Below are 25095 nucleotides of genomic sequence, written 5' to 3' on the forward strand. Positions count from 1 at the left end.
CGTGTACTTCTTTCTCGCCGGTTTCCCTCGCATACCCAACGGCAGCGCGCAGCGCAGTGCCGAAGCTATTTCGTGCTGAACCAGCGCCCTAAGACATGTGGTGCGGCAGACCGCGCGCGAGCCAAGCCGCGTGAGTTTTGCGAGGGCACTCGCTACTGCCGGGCCATTCAGCCAATCGCCTGTGCCGCGGCCGGCATGAAGCACTTTGGACGGGAGAAGCTGCTTTCTTTGGTTACTTTCTTTGCAGCAGCAAAGAAAGTGACTGCCGCCCCGCACAGGGGCAGTGCTAATAGACCGACGCGAAAACGGGATCCGGCAAAAACATCGCCCGTGCCGCGACCGGCGTGAGGCACTTAGGATGGGCAAACCTGCTTACCTTCTTTGCAGCAGCAAAGAAAGTGACTGCCGCCCCGCACAGGGGCAGTGCCAATAGACCGACGCGAAAACACGATTCCACGAAAGCCCAAAAGCACACCCCCGCCAAAAAAAAACCTACCGATTAACCATCCGCGCCGGCACGCTCAACGCAAGCAACGCACCGAGTACCAAAAAGCCCGCAAGCATATACATCCCGCTCGCGGTTGAAGCAGTAACCTGCTTCAACCACCCCACGAGATAAGGACTCAAAAACCCCGCAAGATTCCCCAGCGAATTGATCATGGCGATCCCGGCCGCCGCGCCGGTGCCGGCGAGAAACGCCGTAGGCAAACTCCAGAACAGAGGCAGCGTGGTGAGAATACCCATCGTCGCAAGCGTGAGGCCGATCATCGCGAGCGTCGTGTTCGACGACCACACCACCGACAGCACCAGCCCGATCGCACCGATGAACGCCGGAATCGCGATATGCCAGCGGCGCTCGCCGGTACGGTCCGCGCTGCGCGCCGCGTACAGCATGCCGATCACCGCCGCGCCATACGGAATCGCGGACAGCAGGCCGACCTGCAACGCATCGGAGACGCCCATCGACTTGATGATCGTCGGCAGCCAGAAGCTCACGCCGTAAAGACCCATCACGAACGAAAAATAGATCAGGCTCATCAGCCAGACCTTCGGGCTCGACAGGATCTTGCGAAGCGGCGGATCTTCCTTCTCGACGTTATCCGCCGCGATATTGCGTTCGAGCAAGTCGCGTTCTTCCTGCGTGAGCCACTTCGCTTTCGCGATGCGGTCGTCGAGCATCGCGAACACCACGAGACCCACGACAATCGACGGAATGCCCTCCAGCAACAGCAGCCATTGCCAGCCGTGCCAGCCATGCACGCCGTCGAAGCTCTTCATGATCCAGCCGCTGATCGGGCCGCCGATCAGACCGGACAGCGCAATCGCCGTCATGAAAAGCGTCGTCATGCGTCCGCGTCGGCGCGCCGGAAACCAGTACGTCAGATAAAGAATGATGCCGGGGAAGAAGCCCGCTTCCGCCGCGCCGAGCAGGAAACGCATGACGTAGAACATCGTCGGCGTGGTGATGAACATCGTGAGCGCGGAAATGATGCCCCACGAAATCATGATCCGCGCAATCCACACGCGCGCGCCCACGCGATGCAGGATCACGTTGCTCGGTATCTCGAAGATGAAGTAGCCGAAAAAGAAGATGCCCGCGCCGAAGCCGTACACGGCGTCCGAGAGTTGCAGGTCGGCGGCCATCTGCAGCTTGGCGAAGCCGACGTTCACGCGGTCCAGATACGCGACCACGTAGCAAATCAGCAGAAGCGGCGAAAGCCGCCACGCGACCTTGCGATACGTCGCCTCCTCGAAGGCCGACGGCACGCCCGCGCCGGGGCGGGGCATGGGATTGGCGGTGCTGGCCATGTTGCTTGTCTCCTCTATTTTTATCGATCGAAGTCGAGCGGATGGGCCCGCTCGCGATTACGGATGCGTAAGGATTCTAGCCCGTCGACATTCGCGCCAATCGCTTGTTTTCGCTAGGGAAAGCACCGATGCCGACGACCCGCGCCAGCATCGGCGGAAGACTCAGACGCAGCGCCCGCCGTCCACTTCGAGCGCGACGCCCGTGATAAATTCGGCATCGTCGGAGGCGAGGTAGAGCGCCGCGTTGGCGATGTCCTGCGGCGTCGAAAGCCGGCCGAGCGGAATCGTCGCGAGGAACTTGCGGCGGTTCTCGGGCGTGTCTTCCATGCCCATGAACTCGGAGAGCAGCGCGGTTTCGCCCATCACCGGATTGATGCAGTTCACGCGGATGCGATCCGCGCCCAGTTCGACCGCGAGCGCCTTGCTCGCGATGATCACCGCCGCCTTGCTGCCGTTGTACCAGACGAGTCCGGGACGCGGCCGCACGCCCGCCGTCGACGCGATATTGATGAACGCGCCGCCGCCCTGCTCGCGAAAGTACGGCACGAACTGCTCGACGCTCCAGTAGAGGCTCTTCACGTTCACCGCATAGACGCGGTCGAACTCGGCTTCGGTCACGTCGAGCACGGGCTTGTTGCGATGCGTCGTGCCCGCGTTGTTGACGACGACCTGCACGCTGCCGAAGTCCTGAATGGCGGCATCGAAGAGCGTTTGCCAGTCGGCGCGCTGCGTGACGTCGCCCTGAACGGCGATCGCGCGGCCATGCTTCACTTCCGCCGACGAAGCCAGCGCGATCTCGCTCGCCACGCGCTCGGCCGCCGGGCCGTTGAGATCGTTGACGACGACGTTCGCGCCTTCGCGCGCAAACGTCTTCGCAATGCCTTCGCCGAATCCCGAGCCGCCGCCCGTCACGATCACCGTCTTGCCTTGCAGTCGCATGTCGTCTCCCGTTATCCGTGTTTGATGGCAATGGTTTTGAGCGTCGTGAAGCCGTACAGCGCTTCGAAACCCTTCTCGCGTCCGTGTCCGGAGTGCTTCACGCCGCCGAACGGCAATTCGATGCCGCCGCCCGCGCCATAGTTGTTGATGAACACCTGCCCCGAGCGCACGCGGCGCGCGAGGCGCATCTGCCGCGCGCCGTCGCGGGTCCAGATGCCGGCGACGAGCCCGTAGTCGGTGCCGTTGGCGAGTCTCAGCGCATCGGCTTCGTCGTCGAAGGGCATCGCGGCGAGCACCGGGCCGAACACTTCTTCGCGCGCGAGTCGGTGCGTCGGCGGGACATCGCGCAGCAACGTGGGCGCCTGATAGAAGCCCGCTTCCGGCGCATCGCCGACGACTTCGCCGTGCGCGGCCATCGGAATGCCGTCGTGCTGGGCATCGGACAGGAAGTCCCACACACGCTGCTGCTGCTTCGCGCTGATGAGCGGGCCGCAGTCGAGATCGAGCTTGCTCGGGCCGACCTTCAGCGCCGCGAACGCCTGCGACAGACGGTCCAGAAGCGGCTCGTACGCCGCGCGCTCGATCAACACGCGGCTGCCCGCCGAGCACGTCTGCCCCGCGTTCTGCACGATCGCGGCGACGAGCACGGGCAGCGCGGCGTCGATATCGGCATCGGCGAACACGATCTGCGGCGACTTGCCGCCCAGTTCGAGCGTCACGGGCACGTGGTTGTCGGCGGCCATTTTTGCGACGGCCGCGCCCGTCGCGGGCGAACCCGTGAACGAAATGTGATCGATGCCCGGATGCCGCGCGAGCGCCGCGCCCGCTTCGTGCCCGTAGCCGGTGACGATATTGAGCGCGCCGTCGGGCAGGCCCGCTTCCGCGGCCAGTTCGGCGATGCGCAACAGCGACAGGCACGCGTCTTCCGCCGGCTTCGCGACGCACGCGTTGCCGGTCGCGAGCGCCGCGCCGACGCTGCGCCCGAAAATCTGCAGCGGATAGTTCCACGGCACGATATGGCCCGTCACGCCGTGCGGCTCGCGGATCGTGAGCACGGTGTAGCCGGCCTGATAGGGCAGGGTTTCGCCGTGCAGCTTGTCGGCGGCGCCCGCGTAGAACTCGAAATAGCGCGCGATGCCGGTGGCGTCGGCGCGCGCCTGTTTGAGCGGCTTGCCGGTGTCGCGCGCCTCGATCTGCGCGATTTCCTCGTGGCACGCGGCGACGAGCATCGACAGGCGCGCGAGAATGCGCCCGCGCTCGACGGCGCTCATCGCGCCCCAGTCGCCTTCGAACGCGGCGCGGGCGGCGGCGACCGCGCGGTCGATGTCGGCCGGCGTGCCGCGCGCGATCTGCGCGAAAATCTGCCCGTCGGACGGATCGACGACGGGAATCGTCTCGTTGCCCGACGGCGCGACCCACCGGTTGTTGATGAAATGCTTCGCGTCTTCCATGCATGTCTCCTGAAATCGGATGTTCTGGAGCGGGAAACCGATTATCGCGCCAACGCCGGGCGCGCGCCGGGCTTGCAAGGGCGATTGGCTATAATGACGCATCCACGCGCCGACAAGCGCGACGGGCCGCAACACACCGTCCGCCCGTGCGATTCCATCTCCGACTCAACTTCTCCAGAGAGTGCTCATGAGCTTCAATAACGTACCTTCCGGCCGTGATCTTCCGCAGGATTTCAACGTCATCATCGAGATTCCCGCGCAGAGCGATCCGGTCAAATACGAAGCGGACAAGGACATGGGCCTGCTCGTCGTCGATCGCTTCGTCGGCACCGGCATGCGCTATCCGGTCAATTACGGCTTCATTCCGCAGACGCTCTCCGGCGACGGCGACCCGGTCGACGTGCTCGTCATCACGCCGTTTCCGCTGCTGGCCGGCTCGGTCGTGCGCGCGCGTGCGCTCGGCATGCTGCAAATGACCGATGAATCCGGCGTGGACGCGAAGCTCCTCGCCGTGCCGCACGACAAGGTCTGCCCGATGACGGCGAACATCAAGTCCATCGACGACGTGCCCGAATATCTGAAAGACCAGATCAAGCACTTCTTCGAGAACTACAAGGCGCTCGAAAAGGGCAAGTGGGTGAAGGTCGAAGGCTGGGCGGGCATCGACGCCGCGCACAAGGAAATCTCGGAAGGCGTCGCGAACTTCAAGAAGTAAGCGCGTTATTCGATGAAAACGCCGCCGCGTGTTCGAAGCGCGGCGGCGTTTTTTATTCTTCTTCGCTTGCCTCGGTCTGGGGCAACAACGATTCGAGCGTCCGCTCTCCCGCGATCAGCGCGCGCTTTTGCTGCGCGGTCAGCCGCTTCACGCGATATTCGGCGCGCAACGCCTCCGATCTCCCCGCCAGTTCGAACGACGCCAGCACACGCAGCGGTTTTCTTGCACGCGTATAGCGCGCGCCCTTGCCGCTCGCATGCGCGGTGAAGCGCGCTTCGACGTCCGTCGCGATGCCCGTGTACAGGCTGCCGTCGGCGCATTCGATCAGATAGAGGAACCACGGCATCGCGTTCGTTCGCGTTCGATGAAAGATTTGCCGCGCATTATCGCCGAAAGCATCGCGCCGGGGCGCTTTTGTCCGCTTCGGCGTGCCGCTGCGACTTGCGCGAAAATAGCCGCTTTCGGGCGCTGTCCTGAGCGGCGCGCCCCTCGATATTTCAGCGAGGTAGCCTGTTGAATCGCGAGGTCGAAATTCATGTGGTCGATGCGCTCACCGAGATCCCGGCCGACGACTGGAACCGGCTCGCCGGCGATAACCCGTTCGTGCGTCACGCGTTTCTCTCGGCGTTGCAGGAGACGGAATGCGCCGTCAAGCGCACCGGCTGGCGCGCGCATCATCTGATATTGAAGCGCGGCGGCGAGTTCGCCGGCGCGATGCCGCTGTATCTGAAGTCGCATTCGCGCGGCGAGTACGTCTTCGATCACGCCTGGGCCGACGCCTTCGAGCGCCACGGCTTGCGCTACTACCCGAAGGCGCTGTCCGCCGTGCCGTTCTCGCCGGTGACGGGCCCGCGCCTCATCGCCGCGCATCACGAAGATCGCGTATTGCTCGCGCGTGGCGCCATCGAACTGACGCGGCGTCTCGAGCTTTCGTCGCTGCACGTGCTGTTTCCGCATGCGCAGGATGTGAAAGCGCTGACGGACGCGGGCTACATGCTGCGCGAAGGCGTGCAGTTCCACTGGGAAAACCTGCCCGGCGACGGCTACGAGAACTTCGACGCCTTCCTCGCGACGATGAGCCACGACAAGCGCAAGAAGGTGAAGCAGGATCGCCGGCGCGTGACGGACGCGGGCGTGACGTACACGTGGCTGCGCGGTGCGCAGATCGACGAAAGCGCGCTCGATTTCTTCTACGACTGTTACGACAACACCTATCGCGAGCACTGGAACGCGCCGTATCTGTCGCGCGAATTCTTCGGCCGGATTCACGCCGACGCGCCCGACAGCATCCTGCTCGTGATCGCCGAAGCGGACGGCGAGCGCCTCGCCTGCGCGCTCAACATGATCGGCGGCGACACGATGTACGGCCGTTACTGGGGCACGCGCGAGTTCATCTCGGGGCTGCACTTCGAGACGTGCTACATGCAGGGCATCGCGTATTGCATCGAGCACGGGCTCGCGCGCTTCGAGGGCGGCGCGCAGGGCGTGCACAAGATGTCGCGCGGCCTCTTGCCGACGCCGACGTGGTCCGCGCACTGGATCGCCGATCAGCGCTTTGCGCACGCAATCGCCGAGTTTCTCGACGCCGAGACGCAGGCGATGGATCAGCACATCGAGGAACTCGAAGCGCACACGCCGTTCCGGAAGAAAACCTGATGCGATAATCGTCGGGGTCTTTCATCGCATACCGTTGCCGCCGCAACACGCGCACATCCATGTCGACTATGAGCAGAAACTTCTTCAACCTGTACAGCCACGACTTCGCGCGCGTCGCGGTCGGCGTTCCGGCCTGCAAGGTGGCCGATCCGGCGTTCAACGCCGCGCAGACGATCGAACTGGCGAAAGAGGCGGCCGCGCGCGGCGCGGTGCTCGTCGCGTTTCCCGAACTCGGCATTTCCGCCTACACCTGCGACGACCTCTTCCATCAGCGCGCCTTGCTCGATGCCTGCGAAGACGCGCTGCAAAGCATTCTCGACGCGTCGAAGGGATTGAATATCGCGATGATCGTCGGCGCGCCGATCAAGGCGGAGCACAAGCTCTTCAACTGCGCGATCGTCATCGCGGATGGCTTCATTCGCGGCGTCGTGCCGAAGAGTTATCTGCCGAACTACGGCGAGTTCTACGAAGCGCGTCAGTTCAGTCCCGCCGACGCCGCCGCGACGAACACGCTCACGCTTTGCGGTCAGGACGTGCCGTTCGGCGCGTCGCTGCTGTTCCAGATCAAGGACCTTCCGCTCTTCAGATTCCACGTCGAAATTTGCGAGGACGTGTGGGTGCCGATTCCGCCGTCGTCGTTCGCGGCGCTCGCGGGCGCCACCGTGCTCGTGAATCTGTCGGCGTCGAACATCGTCGTGGGCAAGTCGGCGTACCGGCATCAGCTCGTCGGGCAGCAGTCGGCGCGTTGCGTCGCGGCGTATCTGTACACGTCGGCGGGCAATGGCGAATCGTCCACCGATCTCGCCTGGGACGGGCAGGGCCTCATCTACGAGAACGGCGAGCTGCTCGCGGAATCCGAGCGCTTCTCGGACCGCTCGCATCTGATCTTCGCCGATGTCGATCTCGAACGGCTCTCGCGCGAGCGCATGCGGCAAACCACGTTCGGCCGCTCGACGCATCGGCATGCAAGCGAAGTCGAACAGTTCGATGTCGTCGAATTTCCGCTCTCCGTGCCGGCCGACGCGAAGCTGCCGCTCGAACGCCGCGTCGCGCGCTTTCCCTACGTGCCCGCCGACGCCGCCCGCCGCGACGAACGATGCAACGAGGTCTACAACATCCAGGTGCAGGCGCTGTTGCAGCGGCTTCAGTCGTCGGGCATGTCGAAGGTCGTCATCGGCATTTCGGGCGGGCTCGACTCGACGCATGCACTGCTCGTGTGCGCGAAGGCGATGGACCGTCTCGGCTTGCCGCGCTCGAACATCCTCGCCTATACGATGCCCGGCTTCGCCACCAGCGACCGCACGCTGCGCCAGGCGCGCGAGTTGATGGAAGTCGTCGGCTGCACCGCGAGCGAGATCGACATCCGGCCGAGCTGCATGCAGATGCTGACGGACATCGGCCATCCGCACGGTTCGGGCGCCGAGCAGTACGACATCACGTACGAAAACGTGCAGGCCGGCGAACGCACGAGCCACCTGTTCAGGCTCGCGAATCTGAACAACGCGATCGTCATCGGCACGGGCGATCTGAGCGAGCTGGCACTTGGTTGGTGCACCTATGGAGTGGGCGATCACATGTCCCACTACAACGTCAACGCGAGCGTGCCGAAGACCTTGATTACGCATCTGGTGCGCTGGGTCGCGGAGTCGGGGCAGATCGGCGACACCGGAAGCGACGTGCTCGAAAACGTTCTGAGCACCGACATCAGTCCGGAACTCATCCCCGGCAAGACGAGCGGCGTGGTCGAGCAGAAGACGGAAAGCGTCATCGGTCCATACGAATTGCAGGACTTCAATCTCTACTACACGCTGCGCTTCGGTTTTGCACCAACGAAGGTCGCGTTTCTCGCGCTGCACGCATGGCGCAATCGCGATGCGGGCGCGTGGCCCGAAGGCCCGGCCGTCGCGCGGAATCAATACGACCTCGGCGCGATCCGCAAGAATCTGCGGATCTTTCTCGATCGGTTCTTCCGCACGAGCCAGTTCAAGCGGTCGTGCATTCCGAACGCGCCGAAGGTGGGATCGGGCGGCTCGCTTTCGCCGCGCGGCGACTGGCGCGCGCCGAGCGACGGACAGGCGACGGTATGGCTCAAGGACCTCGAACGCGTGCCCGAGAAAGAGTGATGCCGCTGGTTATCTTTAACGCCTCGCGCGTTTCCGCACCGCTTGCTCGATGAAACGCGGCTAGAATCGAAAACATCTGCCCCACGCGGGGCACGACGTTTTTTCGAACCCCTTGAATCGATCTTTTCGCGAGGCACGCCATGAAACGCATCACCGCCATCATCAAACCGTTCAAGCTCGACGAAGTCCGCGAAGCGCTCGCCGAAGTGGGCCTCACGGGTCTCACGGTCACGGAAGTGAAGGGTTTTGGCCGCCAGAAAGGGCATACCGAGCTTTATCGTGGTGCAGAGTATGTCGTGGACTTCCTGCCGAAGGTGAAGATCGAAGTCGTCGTCGCGAACGATCAAACCGATCAGGTCATCGACGCGATCATCGGCGCCGCGCGCACCGGCAAGATCGGCGACGGCAAGATCTTCGTCGCCGATGTCGAGCGCGTGATCCGTATCCGCACCGGCGAGGAAAACGAAGCGGCGGTCTGAGCGCCCGCGTTTTCGTTTCGCCGATCCGGCCCGCCGTTCGCGCGGGCCTTTTTCCTTCATCGTTCGAATCGCGCATGCACCAGCGCGATGCCCGATTTTTTCAGCCCGTTTTATTGCCTGACCGCAGGATTGACGCGCCCGTGCGGTAACATCGAATTCCAGTTATTTTTTTGTAAGGAATCGCTCGATGCATCACGCGATCGGCTTCATTCAGGATCTCGCGGTGATCATGGCCATCGCGGGCGTCGTGACGGTGCTGTTTCACCGTTTGCGGCAGCCGGTCGTTCTGGGCTATATCGCCGCGGGCGTGATCATCGGGCCGTACACGCCGCCGTTCAATCTCATTCACGACGAAGCGACGATCCAGACGCTCGGCGAACTGGGCGTCGTCTTTCTGATGTTTTCGCTCGGGCTCGAATTCAGTCTGCGCAAGCTCTTCAAGGTCGGCGCGACGGCTTTCGTCGCCGCGCTCTCGGAAATCGTGCTGATGATCTGGGTCGGCTACGAGATCGGGCGATGGTTCGAGTGGAGCGCGATGGACTCGCTCTTTCTCGGCGCGATGCTCGCGATTTCCTCGACGACGATCATCGTCAAGGCGCTCTCCGAGCTCGGCATGAAGGGCGAGAACTTCGCGCAGATCGTATTCGGCATTCTGATCGTCGAGGACATTCTCGCAATCGCGATGCTCGTGCTGCTTTCCGGCATTGCGCAGACGGGCTCGGTGAGCGCGGGCGTCGCGTTCGTCACGCTCGGCAAGCTGCTGCTCTTCATGACGGTTTCGCTCATCGTCGGCATTCTGACGGTGCCGCGCGCGCTCAATTACGTGGCGCGCGCGAAGAGCGACGAGATGCTGCTCGTCACCGTGCTCGGCTTCTGCTTCGGCTTTTGCCTGCTCGTCGTGAAGCTCGATTATTCGATCGCGCTCGGCGCATTTCTGATCGGCGCGATCATGGCGGAGTCGAAGCATCTCGCGCGCATCGAGCATCTGATCGCGCCCGTGCGCGACATGTTTTCGGCGATCTTCTTCGTGACCATCGGCCTCTTGCTGAATCCGGCGGTGCTCGTCGATTACGCATGGCCGATCGCCGTCATCACCTTCGCCGTCGTGCTCGGCAAGATCGTCTCGTGCGGGCTCGGCACCTTCCTCGCGGGCAAGGACGGCCGCACATCGATGCGCGTCGGCATGAGCGTCTCGCAGATCGGCGAGTTCTCGTTCATCATCGCGTCGCTCGGGCTGTCGCTCAAGGTCACGAGCAGCTTTCTCTATCCGATCGCGGTCGCCGTGTCCGCGCTCACGACGCTCTTCACGCCGTATCTGATCCGCGCCGCCGATCCGCTCACGATGCGCCTCGCCCGCGCGATGCCCGCGCCGCTCGCGCATACGTTCGGTCTCTACTCGCAGTGGCTCGCGAGCCTCACGCCCGTCTCCGGCGGCCCGACGCTCTTCTCGATGACCCGGCGCATCGTCCTGCAGATCGCTTTGAATCTCGCGCTCGTCGCGGCGATTTTTCTCGGCGCGTCGTATTCGGCGCCGTTCGCGTCGGGCTATCTGGCGCGCTGGCTCGACACCGACAACGCGCAGCGCGTCGTGCTGTGGGGCGCGGCGCTCGTGATCGCGCTGCCGTTTCTGGTCGCGGTGTATCGCAAGCTCGAATCGCTCGCGCTGCTGCTTGCCGAAGTGAGCGTGCAGCCCGCGAAAGCCGGCCGCTTCACGCGCGCCATCCGCCTGGGCGTTTCCGGGCTGATTCCGATCGTCGCGATGTTCGGCGTCTTTCTGCTCGTCGCGGCGCTCTCGGGCGGCATTCTTCCGCCGTTCGGCCTGATGGTCGGCGTGCTGCTGTGCGCGGCGCTCCTGCTGACGGTGCTATGGCGCTGGTGCGTGAAAATCCACGCGACGATGCAGATCGCGTTGCGCGAGACCTTCGAGGAACCGCGCGATCATTGACGGCTTTCCTCACGGGATAGCCCTGAGAGCGGCGCATCGCGGGTTCCCGCGATAATGTGAGCCTATGTGACCAAATGTGTGCTGGTTTGCCCCGCCCAGGTCTGAGGCGGATAATTGGGGTTTGTGCACTCTCCTTACGGCGTTCGAGCGCCTGAATCCGGAATGAGCGATAACAAAACATCCAACGACGCAGGCACCACCGACGCGCGCCGCACCGGCGCCGATTCCCAAGCCGCGCCACGCAGCGCGAATCCCACGGCGCCGCCCGAGGCGGCGGCAGCGGCCTCGGCGCCCGGCCCGAAGGCGAGCGCGGCCGAGCGGGCCTCGACGGATGCGCCTTCGAGCGCATCGAACGTCGAACCGGTCGATACGGCGCAGGAATCCGCGGTGCGCGAACCGCAGCGCACAGCCGGCAAGCCCAGGACGAGCCTCGCCGAGAATTTCGAAGCCGCGACAGACGCGGAAGCCGCCAGCATGGCCAGCGCGCAATCCGCGGCATCCGATTCCCCGACCGGCCGCGCGACCGTCCTGCCGCCCGAGTTCACGGAAGCGCCGGATTTCGGCAAGCTCAATCCGCCGCCGCTGCCGTTGCACGAACAGGCGGCGCCGGCACAGCCCGCATATCTCAAGCATTCGGACTCGGCGTGGTCCGTGTTCGGCCGGATCATCGCGGCGCGTGCGCGTCAGATCTTCGACCGTGCGGGTCAGCGCATCACGCAACGCACGTTGCGCATCGGCGTGTCGGCGCGCATCTTCCACCCCGAGCCGGGCGCGAAAGGCCTGCGCGGCAAGACGCTGCAATATCTGGAGGAATCGATCGCGCATTGGGTCATGTCGCGCGATGTGCTCGTGTTCATGATTCCGACGGTCGGCCATCAAGGGATGCTGCATCCGAGCAACATTCGTCTGCGCGACTATGCGAAGCATCTCGACGGCCTGCTCCTGCAAGGCGGCGCCGACGTTTCTCCGCAGTCCTACGAGGAAGCGACGACGCGTCCCGAATGGCCCGGCGACCGCGTGCGCGACATGTACGAGCTGGAACTGCTGCATGAGTTCGTCGAGTCGGGCAAGCCGGTGCTCGGGGTGTGTCGTGGCTGTCAGTTGATCAACGTGGCGTTCGGCGGCACGCTCTACGGCGATATCGCCACGGATGTCCCCACGGCGGGTCTCCACGTCAGCGAGCACTACGACCAGCATCGCCATGCAATCCGCTTCCCGGATGGCTCCACGCTCGTCAACATGTTCCCGAATCAGCGCGAAGCGATCGTCAACTCGATCCACCATCAGGCGGTGAAGTCGGTCGGGCGCGATCTGAACATCGAGGCGGTGTCGGCGTCGGACGGGATCATCGAGGCGGTGCGTTACCGGAAATCGCCGTTCGTCGTCGGTGTGCAGTGGCACCCGGAGTTTCATCGGGCGGGCGGCGCGGAACTGCTCGATTGCACGCCGTTGCTCGATACGTTCCTGCGCGTCGCGCGCGAGACGCGCTTCTGATCCGACGCGCGTTCGATACGTCGCAAAGCAAGAAGGCCCGCTCGGTTCGAGCGGGCCTTCTTCGTATTCAGGCGCGTTGTGCCGATCTCAACGCGATGGCATCACGCTCACCGGCGCGAGTCCCGCTTCCGTCTGCTTCTGAAGCTGTTCGACCTGCATCTGCAGCGCGCGCAGCTTGCGTTCGGCTTCGAGCTTGTCCGTCTGCAGCATGGCGGATTCGGCCTGCAATTGCTGCTGACGCTGCGACACCTGCGAATCCTGCTGTTGCGCGAGCTGGAGGTCGGCGGTGAGGCGGTTCGCGCGATCGGCCGATTTCGCGATCACGCGTTCGAGCAGCGCCTTCTGCGCCTGCAATTGCGTGCGACGGATTTCGCCGTCGGCGAGTTCGAAGCTCTTGCGCGAGAACTGCGCGTAGATCGATTCGGCGCGGGCTGCGTCCTGCGTCTTGACGACGCGCCACCAGCGCGCGTCTTGCGAAAGCGCGACGTAGTAGACCATTTCTTGCGCGAGGAAGAAGAGCTTCGCGCCGTAGTTGCCGTTGTGCGTCGCGCGCATTTCCGTGAGGCTTCCCGTCTGCGTGAGCGCCTGCAACTCGGCGATGTTGCCTTCGACGCGCGGCGCGTTCGAATCGGCGTTCAGGTCGGACAGGTCTTCGAGCGCTGCCTGCGCGCGTTCGCTTGCGGCTTGCGCCGTCGCGGGCGCCGCGAACGTGTTCGTGAGCGGCGCAAGCAAGCCGCAGAGAGACAGGGCGAGCGTGAGCGTCGCGTAACGGAGATGACTGAATTGCATCATGTGGCGTCGTGGCCGAAAGGGTTGATCGGACTGGCGTGGCGTATCGCGGGTTAGCGCGCGCCGTTCGCAGCGCCACGGCCGGACGCGGCCGCGTTGCTGTCGAGGGTCGGTGAATGCTGGAGCATCGAATAGAGCGTGGTCGTGTCCATCGGCACGGACGCGTTCGACGGCTGGCTTGCGAACTTTTCAACCGATGCCGTGCGCGTGCGGGCGGCGAAACTGTTCGCGGTTTTATCGACCGGTTTCGAGCGGTCATGCCGCGAAGTTTCCTGCTTCGCGACACGCCGGCTCGTTGCGTGAGCGCGGTACTCGACGGGCTTTGCGTGCGGCGTCAGCACGACTTTGACTCGACCGTTGCGCGCGCGGTCTTTGGCGGCTGGCGCGACTTCGATCTTGGGCGCGGCTGAATCGACGGTTGCGATGGGCTCGATGCCCGCGCTCGGCGCCACGGCCACGGCCGCCACCGATGGCGCCGGCGTTTCGAATACCTGAACGACCGGCTCGGCTCGAGGCGGAGCGGCTACGGTCTGAACCGGCTGCTCGCGAGTGGCAGTTGCGGGAATCGGTTCGTTTCGTGAGACCGGCGCATGACCGAACAGCAACCAGACGATGAGCACGCCGCAAGCCGCAGCGATAGCAGCGGCGACAGGCTTGCTGAGACGATACCTGTGCACTTGCGCCGGCGCGCCGACCGAGAGATGAATGGGTTCGGCGCGCGTTTCGCTGGCGTCGCCCGGACCGCTCGCAGCTTGCGTCAGACGCAGCATCGCCTGCGGTACCTCTTCCCTGGCGATGATGCCCCACAGACTCGTGGGGCGGTAGGGCGAGCGGGTGTCGGACAGGCCGAGCGCCGGCACATAGGCCGTGAGGAAGCGCGCAGCGAAGAGCGCGATTTCGGACTGCGACTGAACGGGGCGCGGGCGTGCCGGTGACCACTCGAAACCGAAGTTCAAGAACGGATCCGTCGGCGCGCGCAGCTTCGGCAGACGCAGACTGCCTTCCACTACGATCAAGGGTTCGGACATGAAGATTCCACATGCATGCGCCCGCGCGCGGGCAAACTGGACGGCCCGCACGGACCATCGTGGCGCATGAAGACAGCACCGCGGGCTCGGCGCGAGGATGGCCGAAATTTCGACCCACGATCATACGAAACGGTTACCGACCCCGCGACCAGACAATTCCTATTGTCTATTTTTGACAGGAATGCTTATTGACGGACTGAGTCTTGTTGTGCTTGGTCGAGCGAAAACGTGTAACGCAGTGAGAAGAGATCGATGCCCGCCATGTGGTCCGCCTCACGTCCGGCGCATCTCCAGCCGCGCGATTCGTAGAAGCCGATCGCCGCCGCGTTCTGCTCCAGCACGGAGAGCCACAGGTGTCGCGCACCGCGCGCGCGGGCCCAGCGCGCCGCTTCGTCGAGCATCACGGTGCCGGTGCCGAGGCCGCGATGCTCCGGCAGCGCGTGCAGATTGTCGACAAGCACGCTGCCAGTCTCGTCCGGCTCGACGAGACAAACGAAGCCGACCGCCTCGCCTTCGTGCTCCGCGATGAACACGCTCGCCGCGCCGGCCGCGACATCTTTCATGCGCGCGTTCCAGTGGGCGAGGCGCTCGCCTTGCAGATCGCGATCGAGGTAGGCGTCCGGCAGGATTCCGCGATACGCCGACGCCCAACTGCGCGCATGCATCGAAGCGATGAGCGCCGCGTCGTCCGAAGTCGCTGTGCGCAGCGTGATTTTCGCATTCATCTTCGTTGATTCGTAAGCTGGACGTTAATTGAATGTAACCGTATTTTAAGCTTCATTTCGGCGATTTTGAGCGAAGTTATGTGCAGTCTTGGCGGGTGCGGCGTTAAGATTGAGGGCGTCGCTTTTACAAAAAACGAAACAAAGTCCGCCTCGGTCGTCGCAGCCGGTTTGTCCGACGCCGTGTACGGATTTTGCGACTGCGCAGAATCGAAGTGCGCTCACCGCTCCCGAGAAAGTCATGTCCACGACCCACATCGCACCCGCCAACGAATCCAAGTTCAAGACGGTATTTCGCGTCGTCAGCGGAAACTTCCTTGAAATGTACGACTTCATGGTCTACGGCTATTACGCTTCGGCGATCGCCAAGACCTATTTTCCGAGCGGCGACGACTTCGCCTCGCTGATGCTCGCGCTCTCTGTTTTCGGCGCAGGCTTCCTGATGCGGCCGGTCGGTGCCATCGTGCTCGGCGCGTATATCGACCACCACGGGCGGCGCAAAGGCCTGATCCTCACGCTCGGCCTCATGGCCGTCGGCACCGCGTGCGTCGCGCTTGTGCCGGGCTACGCGACCATCGGTGCGCTCGCGCCGATCATCGTGCTGGGCGGGCGGTTGCTGCAAGGCTTCTCGGCCGGCGTGGAACTGGGCGGCGTCTCGGTGTATTTGTCCGAGATCGCGACCAAGGGCAACAAGGGCTTCTATTGTTCCTGGCAGTCCGGCAGCCAGCAAGTCGCCGTCGTGTTCGCGGCGCTGATCGGCGTCATCATGAACCGCCTCTTGCCGCCCGAGCAGATGACCGCGTGGGGCTGGCGCGTGCCGTTCCTGATCGGCTGCCTGATCGTGCCGTTCCTGTTCATCATCCGCCGCTCGCTGCGTGAGACCGACGAGTTCCTCGCGAAGAAGCATCGGCCGAGCATGGGCGAGATCGCGCGCTCCATCGCGCAGAACTGGGGCATCGTGATCGCCGGGATGGGCATGGTCATCATGACGACCGTGTCGTTCTACATGATCACCGCGTACACGCCGACCTTCGGCAAGGAAGTGCTGAAGCTCTCCGCCATCGACGCGCTCGTCGTCACGGTGTGCGTCGGCCTCTCGAATCTGGTGTGGCTGCCGTTGATGGGCGCGGTGTCCGACCGCGTGGGCCGCCGTCCGGTGCTGCTCGTGTTCACGATCCTCACGATCCTGACGTCGTATCCGGTGGTGCAGTGGCTCGTCGCGGAGCCGTCGTTCGCGCGTCTTTTGATGTGCGAACTGTGGCTGTCGTTCCTGTACGGCAGCTACAACGGCGCGATGGTGGTGGCGCTGACCGAAGTGATGCCCGTCGATGTGCGCACGACCGGATTCTCGATGGCCTACAGCCTCGCGACGACCATCGGCGGATTCACGCCGGCGATCTCGACGTATCTGATTCACGCGACCGGCAACAAGGCCGCGCCCGGCCTGTGGATGGGCCTCGCCGCGATCTGCGGGCTGATCGCGACGCTCGTGCTGTATCGCTCGCCCGAGGCGCGCAATCAGTACAAGACGGCCTGACGCAGACGAAGAGGCCGAAAAAAATCCTCGCTCCGGCGGGGATTTTTCATGCGGGCAGCAAAGCGAGTTCCGCCGCCGCAGCCTCGATCACTTCGCGCCATCGGCCGGGCGTCTGCTGGCGCACGAGCCGCGCTTGCGGGTACCACATGTTTTCGGCGGTATCGATGCCCCAGCGCCAGTCGGCGGCGAAAGGCAGCATCACCCAGAGCGGCTTGCCGAGCGCGCCCGCCAGATGCGCGACGGACGTATCCACCGAAACGACGGCGTCCAGCCGATCGACGATCGCGCCCGTATCGGCGAAATTCTTGAGGCGGCCTTCCAGCGTGTGAATCGACTTCGCGTTCGGATGCGCGCGCAGCACGTCACGTTCGCGGCCCGTGAGAACCGGCTGGAGCACGATCCAGTCGATGCCTTCGATCGCGAGAAGCGGCGCGAGTTCGCTGACGGGCACCGAGCGCGTCTCGCCCGGCTGCATCCGCCCGGACCACGCAATGCCGATCTTGCGCCGCTCCTGGCCGCCGATCGAACCGCGCCACTTGCGCCGGTAGTTGGCGGGCACGACGAGATAGGGCGCGCGCGCCGGAATGGCATCGGGAGCCGTCATGCCGAGCGCGAGCGGCAGGCTGAGCAGCGGGCAGAAAGCGTCCGCGTGCGTCCGCACGCCATCCGACTGGCTCTTCAATTCGACGCGCGCAGCCTGCGCGGCCGGCGCGAGCAGCGGCATGAGAGCGGGCTGCACTTCGAGCACCAGCTTGCCGACGCGCTTCGCCGCAAACGCCACGAAACGCACGAACTGCAAGGTGTCGCCGAAACCCTGCTCGGCGCGCACGAGCAGCGTGCGGCGCGGCATCGGCTCGCCGTTCCAGCGCGGCAGGCGCGGCGCGGGCGCGCTGCCGGGCGTTTGCAGACGCCATTCGTAAGCAGGGAAGCCGCGCGCGTAGTCGCCGGTCGTGAGCAGCGTGAGCGCGCGATTCAGATGCGCGGCGGGCATCGAAGGCTCGATGCGCAGGGCTTCATCGAACGCGCGCAGCGCCGCGCCATGCGCGCCGAGCGCGAGATGCGTGTTGCCGAGGCACAGCCACGCGACGCCATATTTCGGATCGAGTCCGACCGCGCGCTCGAAATGCGGCAGGGCTTCATCGTGACGGCCGAGCTTCGCGAGCGCATGGCCGAGCCCGAAATACCCCGGCGCGAAGTGCGGCTGCAACGCGACGGCTTTTCGCAGCACGGGCAGCGCATCTTCCGGATGGCCGTTCGTATCGAGCAGATTGCCGAGGTTGAAATGCGCCGCGACGTAATTCGGTTCGGCGTCGAGCGCGGCGCGAAAATGCGAGATCGCGCCGAGCGTATCGCCGAGCGCGTTCAGCGCCATGCCGAGATTGTTGTGCGCGCCGGCGTGGCGCGGGCGCAGCGCGAGCGCACGTTTGAACGCGTGCGCGGCGTCCTTGAAACGGCGCAGCGCCGAAAGCGCATTGCCGAAATTGTTCCATGCGGCCGGATCGTTCGGTTGCAGGCGCAATGCCTTTTCGAAGGCATCGGCGGCGTCTTCGTGGCGGCCGGCCGCCGTGTAGGCGTTGCCGAGGTTGTACTGCGCGAGCGGAAAGCCCGGCGCGAGCGTCAATGCGTTGCGAAAGCGTTCGATCGCGTCGTCGAGACGGCCGAGCGCCTTCAGCGCGTTGCCGAGGTTGAGCTGCAGGCCGGCGTCGCTCGGACGCAGGTCGACGGCGCGGCGCACGAGCTCGGCCGCCTCCGCGTGCTGGCCCTGTTGATGGCGCAGCACGCCGAGGTAATGCAGTGCGTCGACGTGGCGGGGTTCGGCGGCGAGCGCGGCCTGATAGTCGCGCTCCGCGTCGGTCAGGCGGCCATCGCGATGGGCCGCGAAACCGCGGGCGAATACGGTGTCCATGACGGGGAGAAACTTCTGGCCCGGAAAAGCAAACCCCGCATTTTCCCACACCGGCGCCGCTTGTCCGGAGAAGCGCGGTTGACATGTTGCGGCGATGGCACTTAACATGTGAACACCTATTCATATGTTGGCAATGATTGTGCCGTCCGATCCCTCCATCACCGTCAGTCCAATTACGTCCGATGACCGCGTCGTGCCGCTCGCCGATCTGTTCCGCCTGCTCGGCGACCCGACGCGCCTGCGCATCGTGCTCGCGTGCGTCGAACAGCGGCGCGCGGTCGGCGCGATCGCGGAACTGCTCGGGCTGTCGGCGTCGCTCGTGAGCCATCACTTGCGGCTCCTGCGCGCGGCGCGCATCGTGCGGGCCGAGCGCCAGGGCAAGCAGGTGTTCTACGTGGCGGCGGACGGTCACATCAGCGCGATGCTGGGCGAGCTGCTGGAGCACATCGCGGAGCCGCAAGCCGACGCCGCCGACATCGAATGACCGCCACCGAATCGCGAGTACGCCCATGAGCACGCATCAGCATCAGCACGAAGAACACGAACAGCACGACGATCACGCGCACGGCCATTCGCACGGGCACGGCGGGCATGGCCATCACCATCACGGCGCGCCGCAGGCAGGGCAGGGCCGCACGTTCGCGCTCGCGGTCGGTCTCAACGTGCTGATCGTGATCGTGCAGGCGGTCTACGGCTTTCTCGCGCATTCCACCGCGCTGCTCGCCGATGCCGGCCACAACCTCTCCGACGTGCTCGGCCTCCTGCTCGCGTGGGGCGCCGTGTGGCTCGGCAAGCGCCAGCCGAGTTCGCGCTATACGTTCGGCCTGGGCAGCTCGTCGATTCTGGCGTCGCTCGCCAACGCGGCGCTGCTCCTCTTCGCGTGCGGCGCGATCGTGCTCGAATCGATCCAGCGTCTGCTCAATCCGGCGCCCGTCGCGGGGCTGGACGTGTTCGTCGTCGCGACGCTCGGCATGATCGTGAACGGCTTTTCCGCGTGGCTCTTCATGCGCGGCAGCCAGGAAGACCTCAACGTGCGCGGCGCGTTCCTGCACATGGCCGCCGATGCCGCCATTTCCGCCGCCGTCGCGGTGAGCGGTCTCATCATCCTGTTCACGGGTGCGAGCTGGCTCGATCCGCTGATGAGCCTGATCGTCGTGTCCGTCATCGTCTATGGCACGTGGGGCCTCGGGCGCGACGCGATGCGCCTCGCGATGGCCGCCGTTCCGCCTTCCGTCGACATGCCGCGCGTCGAGCGGTATCTTGAGCAGCTTCCCGGCGTGCGCGACGTGCACGACCTGCACGTATGGGCGCTTTCGACGACGGAAAACGCGCTCACGGTCCATCTCGTGATGCCCGAAGGCCATCCCGGCGATGCCTTCGTGCAGGGCGTCGTCACGACGCTGCGGCAGGAATATTCGATGCATCACGCGACCGTGCAGGTGGAGTTCGGCGAGGCGTGCCGCGCGTGCGTGCTGAACGAGCGCGGGCACGCGCACTGAGCGGCGTACACTAGAGCGCGTGACTGACGGGAGGACCGACCGCATGTTCGCGCCAAAGCTGAATCCGAACGACAAGCTGGACGTGGCGCCCGTTCTGATCGTCGGCGCCGGTCCGACGGGCCTCGCCGCCGCGATGAGTCTCGCGCGCGCGCACATACCGGTCAGGCTCGTCGACAAGGCGCGCGAGCCCTCGCCGCATTCACGCGCGATCGGCATTCAGGCGCGCACGCTCGAACTCTTCGAGCAGCACCGCGTGGTCAAACCGTTTCTCGAACTCGGCCATCGCGCGCGCGTCGCGAATCTCTATTCGAACGGGCAACGCCTCGCGCGGCTCGACTTCGATCCGCTGCAAACGCGTTATCCGTATCTGCTCTTTCTGGAGCAATCGCAGACCGAGCGCCTGCTCGCGCAGCATCTGGCGGGCTATCACGTCGATGTCGAGCGCGGCGTCGAAGTGGTCGATTTCTCGCAGGGCTCGGCGGGTTTGCAGGCGACGCTGCGTCATCCGAACGGGCGTGACGAACTGCTGCGGCCTTCGTATCTGATCGCGGCGGACGGCGCGCACAGCTTCGTGCGGCATCGGCTCGGCATCGGTTTCGACGGCAAGACGTTCGATCAAACGTTCCTGCTCGCCGATCTCCAGGCGGACTCCGACTGGCCCGACGACGAATTCCACATCTTCGCGTCCGGCGAAGGGCTCGCGGCGCTCTTTCCATTGGGCGGCGACCGCGCGCGCCTGATTGCGGACTTGCCGGCGCCGGTCGCGAGCGCCGTCAACGCGGCCGGATCGAAAGCCGGCCCGACGCTCGATGAATGTCGCGCGCTCGTCGAGCGGCGCGTGCATCACAAGATCGCGCTGTCGAACATGACGTGGTCGTCGTACTTTCACCTGAACAGCCGCATGGTCGACACGCTGCGCGTCTCGCGCGTGTTCCTCGCGGGCGATGCGGCGCACGTGCACAGTCCCGCCGGCGCGCAGGGCATGAACACCGGCATTCAGGAAGCATTCAATCTCGGCTGGAAAATCGCGCGCATGCTCGCGGGCGGCGCGCCCGAGCGGCTGCTCGACAGCTATCACACGGAGCGGCATCCGATCGAGCGCGACGTGCTGCGTCAGTCGAGCATGCTCACGCAGATGGCGGGCGCCGAGCACGGCCCGATGAAGCTGATGCGCGAGCACGTGATGCCCGCGCTCGCCGCGATCGGCCCGTTGCGCGACGCGATGCGGCGCACCGTGAGCGAACTGTCGATCAACTATCGCAAGAGCCCGCTCACGCTGGAGCGTCTGCTCGACGGCGGCCCGCGCGCGGGCGAGCGCGCGCCCGATGCACGCGTGCATGTCGTCGACGGGCCGCTCGGGCGGTTGCCCGGCGTCGGCTGTCTGTACGATCTGCACGATCCCGGCTGCTTCTCGCTCTTTCTGCTCGTGAACCCGTCGGGCGAGGACGACATCGCGCTGGCGCCCGCGACCATCACCGTTGCGCACGCGATGCGCGATCCGGATCTCGACGGCCTCGCGAAAGCCATCGAAACGATCATGCCGAACGCGGTGCGCATCTGGCGCATCACCGATACGCGCGGCGAGGGCGCGAACTCGCTCACCGACAACTACGGCCGCACGCGTCCCGCGTTTTATCTCGTGCGTCCCGATGGCTATATCGCCGCGCGCGGGCGGGCGCCGTCGGATGTGCATGGGCTGCTGCGTCACTGCGAAACCTGGTTCGGCGCACAGGACACGAGCACCGAGCGCCAGGCGGAACGCGAATATCGCGAAGATTAAAAAAGCCCTGCGGTGCAGGGCTTCCGGTGCTTCAAGTGCTTCAGGTACTTCAGGCCGAAACCGTCTTCGGCAGCAAATCCGCTTTGTGCAGGTTCAGCGCCTCGCGCAGGATCGGCTCCATCGACGCGCTCGCTTCCGGGTTGTCGAGCGCGCCGAGAATCGCGAGCCGCATGCGCGGTTCCCAGAAGCGGCGGATGTGATCCGCGACACTGTCGACGGCTTCGGCGCGGTCCGGCATCGAATCGAAAAATTCGCCGATCCGGTTCGCCATCTCGATCAGGTTATCGACATCCATTGCTTATTTTCCTGAAGAAGTCGTGGCGAGGTTGAGCAGTTCGAGCTGCTGCGTGTTGAAGCGCGAATAGTCCTTCTGCCATTGCGACGGCTGCTCCACCGGCATGACCTGCACCGCCGTCACCTTGTACTCGGGACAGTTCGTCGCCCAGTCGGAAGAGTCCGTCGTGATGACGTTCGCGCCCGATTCCGGGAAGTGGAACGTCGTATAGACGACGCCCGGCTGCATGCGCTCGGAGATCTTCGCGCGCAACACCGTCTGCCCGGCGCGCGACTCGATGCCGACCCAGTCGTCCATCTTGATGCCGCGATCTTCCGCGTCCACCGGATGAATCTCCAGGCGGTCCTCGTCGTGCCATTGCGAGTTCTCGGTGCGCCGCGTCTGCGCGCCGACGTTGTATTGCGACAGGATGCGCCCCGTCGTGAGCAGCAGCGGATATTTGCGCGTGACTTTCTCCGGCGTCGCGATGAACTTCGTGATGACGAAGCGTCCCTTGCCGCGCACGAATTCGTCGATGTGCATTGTCGGCGTGCCGTCCGGCGCCTTCTCGTTGCACGGCCACTGAATGCTGCCGAGCGCGTCGAGCCGCTCGTACGAGACACCGTGGAACGTCGGCGTGAGGCGCGCGATCTCGTCCATGATCTCCGACGGGTTGGCGTAGTTCATCTCGTAGCCAAGCGCGCGGGAGAGTTTGATCGTCACTTCCCAGTCGGAATAACCGGGCAGCGGCGGCATCACCTTGCGCACGCGCGAGATGCGGCGCTCGGCGTTGGTGAAGGTGCCGTCCTTTTCGAGGAAGGTCGAACCGGGCAACAGCACGTGCGCATACTTCGCCGTTTCGTTCAGGAAGATGTCCTGCACGACGATGCATTCCATCGACGACAACGCGTCCGCCACGTGCTGCGTGTTCGGGTCCGACTGAACGATGTCCTCGCCCTGGCAGTAGAGGCCCATGAACGTGCCGTGCATCGCCGCGTCGAACATGTTCGGGATGCGCAGGCCCGGCTCCGGCTGGAGCTTCACGTCCCACGCTTCTTCGAAGAGCGAGCGCGTCGCCGCGTCACTGATATGGCGATAGCCCGGCAGCTCGTGCGGGAACGAGCCCATGTCGCACGAGCCCTGCACGTTGTTCTGGCCGCGCAGCGGATTCACGCCGACGCCTTCGCGGCCGACGTTGCCCGTCGCCATCGCGAGATTCGCAATGCCCATCACGGTGGTCGAGCCTTGCGCGTGCTCGGTCACGCCGAGGCCGTAATAGATCGCGCCGTTGCCGCCCAGCGCGTAGGCGCGCGCGGCGTCGCGAACCTGCTGCGCGGGAACGCCGGTGATGGCTTCCATCGCTTCGGGCGAGTTCTCTTCCTTCGCGACGAAATCGCGCCACTGCCCGAAGGCGCGCGCCTCGCAGCGTTCGGCGATGAAATCTTCCTTCAGCAAGCCTTCCGTGACGATCACGTGCGCGAGCGAGTTGACCATCGCGACGTTCGTGCCCGGCCGCAATTGCAGGTGATAGTCCGCCTTCACGTGCGGCGTATCGACGATATCGATGCGGCGCGGATCGATCACGATCAGCTTCGCGCCTTCACGCACGCGACGCTTCAGACGCGAGCCGAAGACCGGATGGCCGTCGGTCGGATTCGCGCCCATCACGATGATCACGTCCGATTGCTCGACCGATGCGAACGTCTGCGTGCCCGCCGATTCGCCGAGCGTGGTCTTGAGGCCGTAGCCCGTCGGCGAATGGCACACGCGCGCGCAGGTATCGACGTTATTGTTGCCGAACGCCGCGCGCACGAGTTTCTGCACGAGATACGTTTCTTCGTTCGTGCAGCGCGACGACGTGATGCCGCCGATCGAATCGCGGCCGTACTTGTCCTGGATGCGGCGGAATTCGCTCGCCGCGTAGTTGATCGCTTCGTCCCACGAAACTTCGCGCCACGGATCGGTGATCTTCGCGCGGATCATCGGCTTCTTGATGCGGTCCTTGTGCGTCGCGTAACCCCACGCGAAGCGGCCTTTCACGCACGCGTGGCCTTCGTTCGCCTGGCCGTTCTTGTTCGGCGTCATGCGCACGACGGTGTTGCCCTTCATCTCCGCCTTCAGCGAGCAGCCGACGCCGCAATACGCGCACGTGGTGATCGCCGAGTGTTCGGCCTGGCCGAGCATGATGACGCTCGTTTCCTGCAGCGTCGCGGTCGGGCATGCGGCGACGCACGCGCCGCACGACACGCATTCCGATTCCATGAACGGCACGTTCTCGCTCGCGGCGACGCGCGATTCGAAGCCGCGTCCGGCGATCGTCAGCGCGAACGTGCCCTGCGTTTCCTCGCAGGCGCGCACGCACCGATTGCAGACGATGCACTTCGACGGATCGTAGGTGAAGTACGGATTCGACTCGTCCTTCTTGTCCTTCAGATGGTTCGCGCCTTCGTAGCCGTAGCGCACTTCACGCAAGCCGACGACGCCCGCCATGTCCTGCAATTCGCAATCGCCGTTGGCGGGGCAGGTGAGGCAGTCGAGCGGGTGATCGGAGATGTACAGCTCCATCACGTTTTTGCGGAGCGACTGCAGCTTGTCGCTTTGCGTGCGCACTTTCATGCCCGCTTCGACAGGCGTCGTGCACGACGCCGGATAGCCGCGCTTGCCTTCGATCTCGACGAGGCACAGACGGCACGAGCCCCACGGCTCGAGCGAATCCGTCGCGCAGAGTTTCGGCACGTTGACGCCGGCTTCGATGGCGGCGCGCATCACCGACGTGCCCGCGGGAACCGTCACGTTCTGGCCGTCGATTTCCAGCGTCACGTCGATATCGGCGTGGCGCAGCGGCGTGCCGTAGTCGGTTTCGTCGAGCGGGTCGCGGCGCTGCACCGACGCCGCGCTCTTGCACGCGCAGTTGCCGGAGCCGCAGCCGTTGATGGTGTTGGACATTGT

The 25095-nt window shown here is 64.8% G+C and carries 20 protein-coding genes; 10 read left to right on the plus strand and 10 right to left on the minus strand.

All coding sequences use genetic code 11. The features are described 5' to 3' along the window. Window positions 1-492: 492 nt before the first annotated feature. The 3 genes from NOV72_RS15605 to NOV72_RS15615 all read right to left on the minus strand — a co-directional run bounded on the left by NOV72_RS15605 (window position 493) and on the right by NOV72_RS15615 (window position 4199). On the minus strand, window positions 493-1809 hold the full coding sequence (locus tag NOV72_RS15605) for an MFS transporter (RefSeq protein WP_106855497.1): 1317 nt from the start codon (window positions 1807-1809) through the stop codon (window positions 493-495). Between the two features lie 162 nt (window positions 1810-1971). Beyond that, window positions 1972-2748, minus strand: coding sequence for an SDR family oxidoreductase (locus NOV72_RS15610; protein WP_106855498.1), 777 nt, complete (start codon window positions 2746-2748; stop codon window positions 1972-1974). A gap of 11 nt (window positions 2749-2759) precedes the next feature. Further along, a complete protein-coding gene (locus NOV72_RS15615) occupies window positions 2760-4199 on the minus strand; it encodes an aldehyde dehydrogenase family protein (RefSeq protein ID WP_106855499.1) in 1440 nt (479 codons plus the stop codon). Window positions 4200-4386: 187 nt separating this feature from the next. Here NOV72_RS15615 and ppa point away from each other — a divergent pair, with 187 nt between their 5' ends. Then, window positions 4387-4914, plus strand: a complete 528-nt coding sequence (ppa, locus tag NOV72_RS15620; protein ID WP_106855500.1) for an inorganic diphosphatase — start codon at window positions 4387-4389, stop codon at window positions 4912-4914. Window positions 4915-4966: 52 nt separating this feature from the next. On the opposite strand, the gene NOV72_RS15625 is transcribed toward ppa, so the two are convergent. After that, window positions 4967-5260: a GIY-YIG nuclease family protein gene (locus tag NOV72_RS15625; RefSeq protein WP_106855501.1), complete on the minus strand. Its 294-nt coding sequence runs from the start codon at window positions 5258-5260 to the stop codon at window positions 4967-4969. Window positions 5261-5427: 167 nt separating this feature from the next. Here NOV72_RS15625 and NOV72_RS15630 point away from each other — a divergent pair, with 167 nt between their 5' ends. From NOV72_RS15630 to NOV72_RS15650, 5 genes are all read left to right on the plus strand, one after another. Then, entirely contained in the window at window positions 5428-6570 is a 1143-nt protein-coding gene (locus tag NOV72_RS15630) for a GNAT family N-acetyltransferase (protein WP_106855502.1), read from the plus strand. A gap of 68 nt (window positions 6571-6638) precedes the next feature. Further along, window positions 6639-8693, plus strand: a complete 2055-nt coding sequence (locus NOV72_RS15635) for an NAD(+) synthase (RefSeq protein WP_106855546.1) — start codon at window positions 6639-6641, stop codon at window positions 8691-8693. A gap of 140 nt (window positions 8694-8833) precedes the next feature. Continuing rightward, window positions 8834-9172 (plus strand): P-II family nitrogen regulator, encoded by a 339-nt coding sequence (glnK, locus tag NOV72_RS15640; protein ID WP_008342452.1) that lies wholly within the window; start codon window positions 8834-8836, stop codon window positions 9170-9172. A gap of 187 nt (window positions 9173-9359) precedes the next feature. Then, entirely contained in the window at window positions 9360-11117 is a 1758-nt protein-coding gene (locus NOV72_RS15645) for a cation:proton antiporter (protein ID WP_106855503.1), read from the plus strand. Window positions 11118-11279: 162 nt separating this feature from the next. Next, the gene (locus NOV72_RS15650) at window positions 11280-12611 is read left to right on the plus strand and encodes a gamma-glutamyl-gamma-aminobutyrate hydrolase family protein (protein WP_106855504.1); all 1332 of its coding nucleotides are present in this window, start codon (window positions 11280-11282) and stop codon (window positions 12609-12611) included. Between the two features lie 87 nt (window positions 12612-12698). On the opposite strand, the gene NOV72_RS15655 is transcribed toward NOV72_RS15650, so the two are convergent. The 3 genes from NOV72_RS15655 to NOV72_RS15665 all read right to left on the minus strand — a co-directional run bounded on the left by NOV72_RS15655 (window position 12699) and on the right by NOV72_RS15665 (window position 15153). Next, window positions 12699-13403, minus strand: a complete 705-nt coding sequence (locus NOV72_RS15655) for a DUF2968 domain-containing protein (RefSeq protein WP_106855505.1) — start codon at window positions 13401-13403, stop codon at window positions 12699-12701. Between the two features lie 50 nt (window positions 13404-13453). Then, a complete protein-coding gene (locus tag NOV72_RS15660; RefSeq protein ID WP_146150009.1) occupies window positions 13454-14428 on the minus strand; it encodes a hypothetical protein in 975 nt (324 codons plus the stop codon). Between the two features lie 185 nt (window positions 14429-14613). Further along, complete coding sequence (locus tag NOV72_RS15665) at window positions 14614-15153, minus strand: GNAT family N-acetyltransferase (protein WP_106855507.1); 540 nt, start codon at window positions 15151-15153, stop codon at window positions 14614-14616. A gap of 238 nt (window positions 15154-15391) precedes the next feature. Here NOV72_RS15665 and tcuC point away from each other — a divergent pair, with 238 nt between their 5' ends. Beyond that, window positions 15392-16687 (plus strand): MFS transporter, encoded by a 1296-nt coding sequence (gene tcuC, locus NOV72_RS15670; protein WP_106855508.1) that lies wholly within the window; start codon window positions 15392-15394, stop codon window positions 16685-16687. Between the two features lie 46 nt (window positions 16688-16733). On the opposite strand, the gene NOV72_RS15675 is transcribed toward tcuC, so the two are convergent. Continuing rightward, window positions 16734-18593: a tetratricopeptide repeat protein gene (locus tag NOV72_RS15675; protein ID WP_106855509.1), complete on the minus strand. Its 1860-nt coding sequence runs from the start codon at window positions 18591-18593 to the stop codon at window positions 16734-16736. 124 nt (window positions 18594-18717) lie between these two features. Between NOV72_RS15675 and NOV72_RS15680 the strand changes: the two genes are divergently transcribed. From NOV72_RS15680 to NOV72_RS15690, 3 genes are read left to right on the plus strand one after another with little or no spacing between them, the layout of a single operon-like run. After that, a complete protein-coding gene (locus tag NOV72_RS15680; RefSeq protein WP_106855510.1) occupies window positions 18718-19077 on the plus strand; it encodes an ArsR/SmtB family transcription factor in 360 nt (119 codons plus the stop codon). Window positions 19078-19102: 25 nt separating this feature from the next. Further along, window positions 19103-20092 carry a cation diffusion facilitator family transporter gene (locus tag NOV72_RS15685; protein ID WP_106855511.1) on the plus strand — a complete coding sequence of 330 codons (990 nt, stop codon included), beginning with the start codon at window positions 19103-19105 and terminating at the stop codon, window positions 20090-20092. Window positions 20093-20135: 43 nt separating this feature from the next. After that, window positions 20136-21872 (plus strand): FAD-dependent monooxygenase, encoded by a 1737-nt coding sequence (locus NOV72_RS15690; protein WP_106855512.1) that lies wholly within the window; start codon window positions 20136-20138, stop codon window positions 21870-21872. 49 nt (window positions 21873-21921) lie between these two features. On the opposite strand, the gene NOV72_RS15695 is transcribed toward NOV72_RS15690, so the two are convergent. Both NOV72_RS15695 and fdhF read right to left on the minus strand, forming a co-directional pair. Continuing rightward, window positions 21922-22167, minus strand: coding sequence for a formate dehydrogenase subunit delta (locus tag NOV72_RS15695; RefSeq protein ID WP_106855513.1), 246 nt, complete (start codon window positions 22165-22167; stop codon window positions 21922-21924). 3 nt (window positions 22168-22170) lie between these two features. Continuing rightward, entirely contained in the window at window positions 22171-25092 is a 2922-nt protein-coding gene (gene fdhF, locus NOV72_RS15700; protein ID WP_106855514.1) for a formate dehydrogenase subunit alpha, read from the minus strand. Window positions 25093-25095 lie beyond the last annotated feature (3 nt).

Source organism: Caballeronia novacaledonica, assembly GCF_900258035.1.
In the GTDB taxonomy this organism is placed as follows: Bacteria; Pseudomonadota; Gammaproteobacteria; order Burkholderiales; family Burkholderiaceae; genus Caballeronia; species Caballeronia novacaledonica.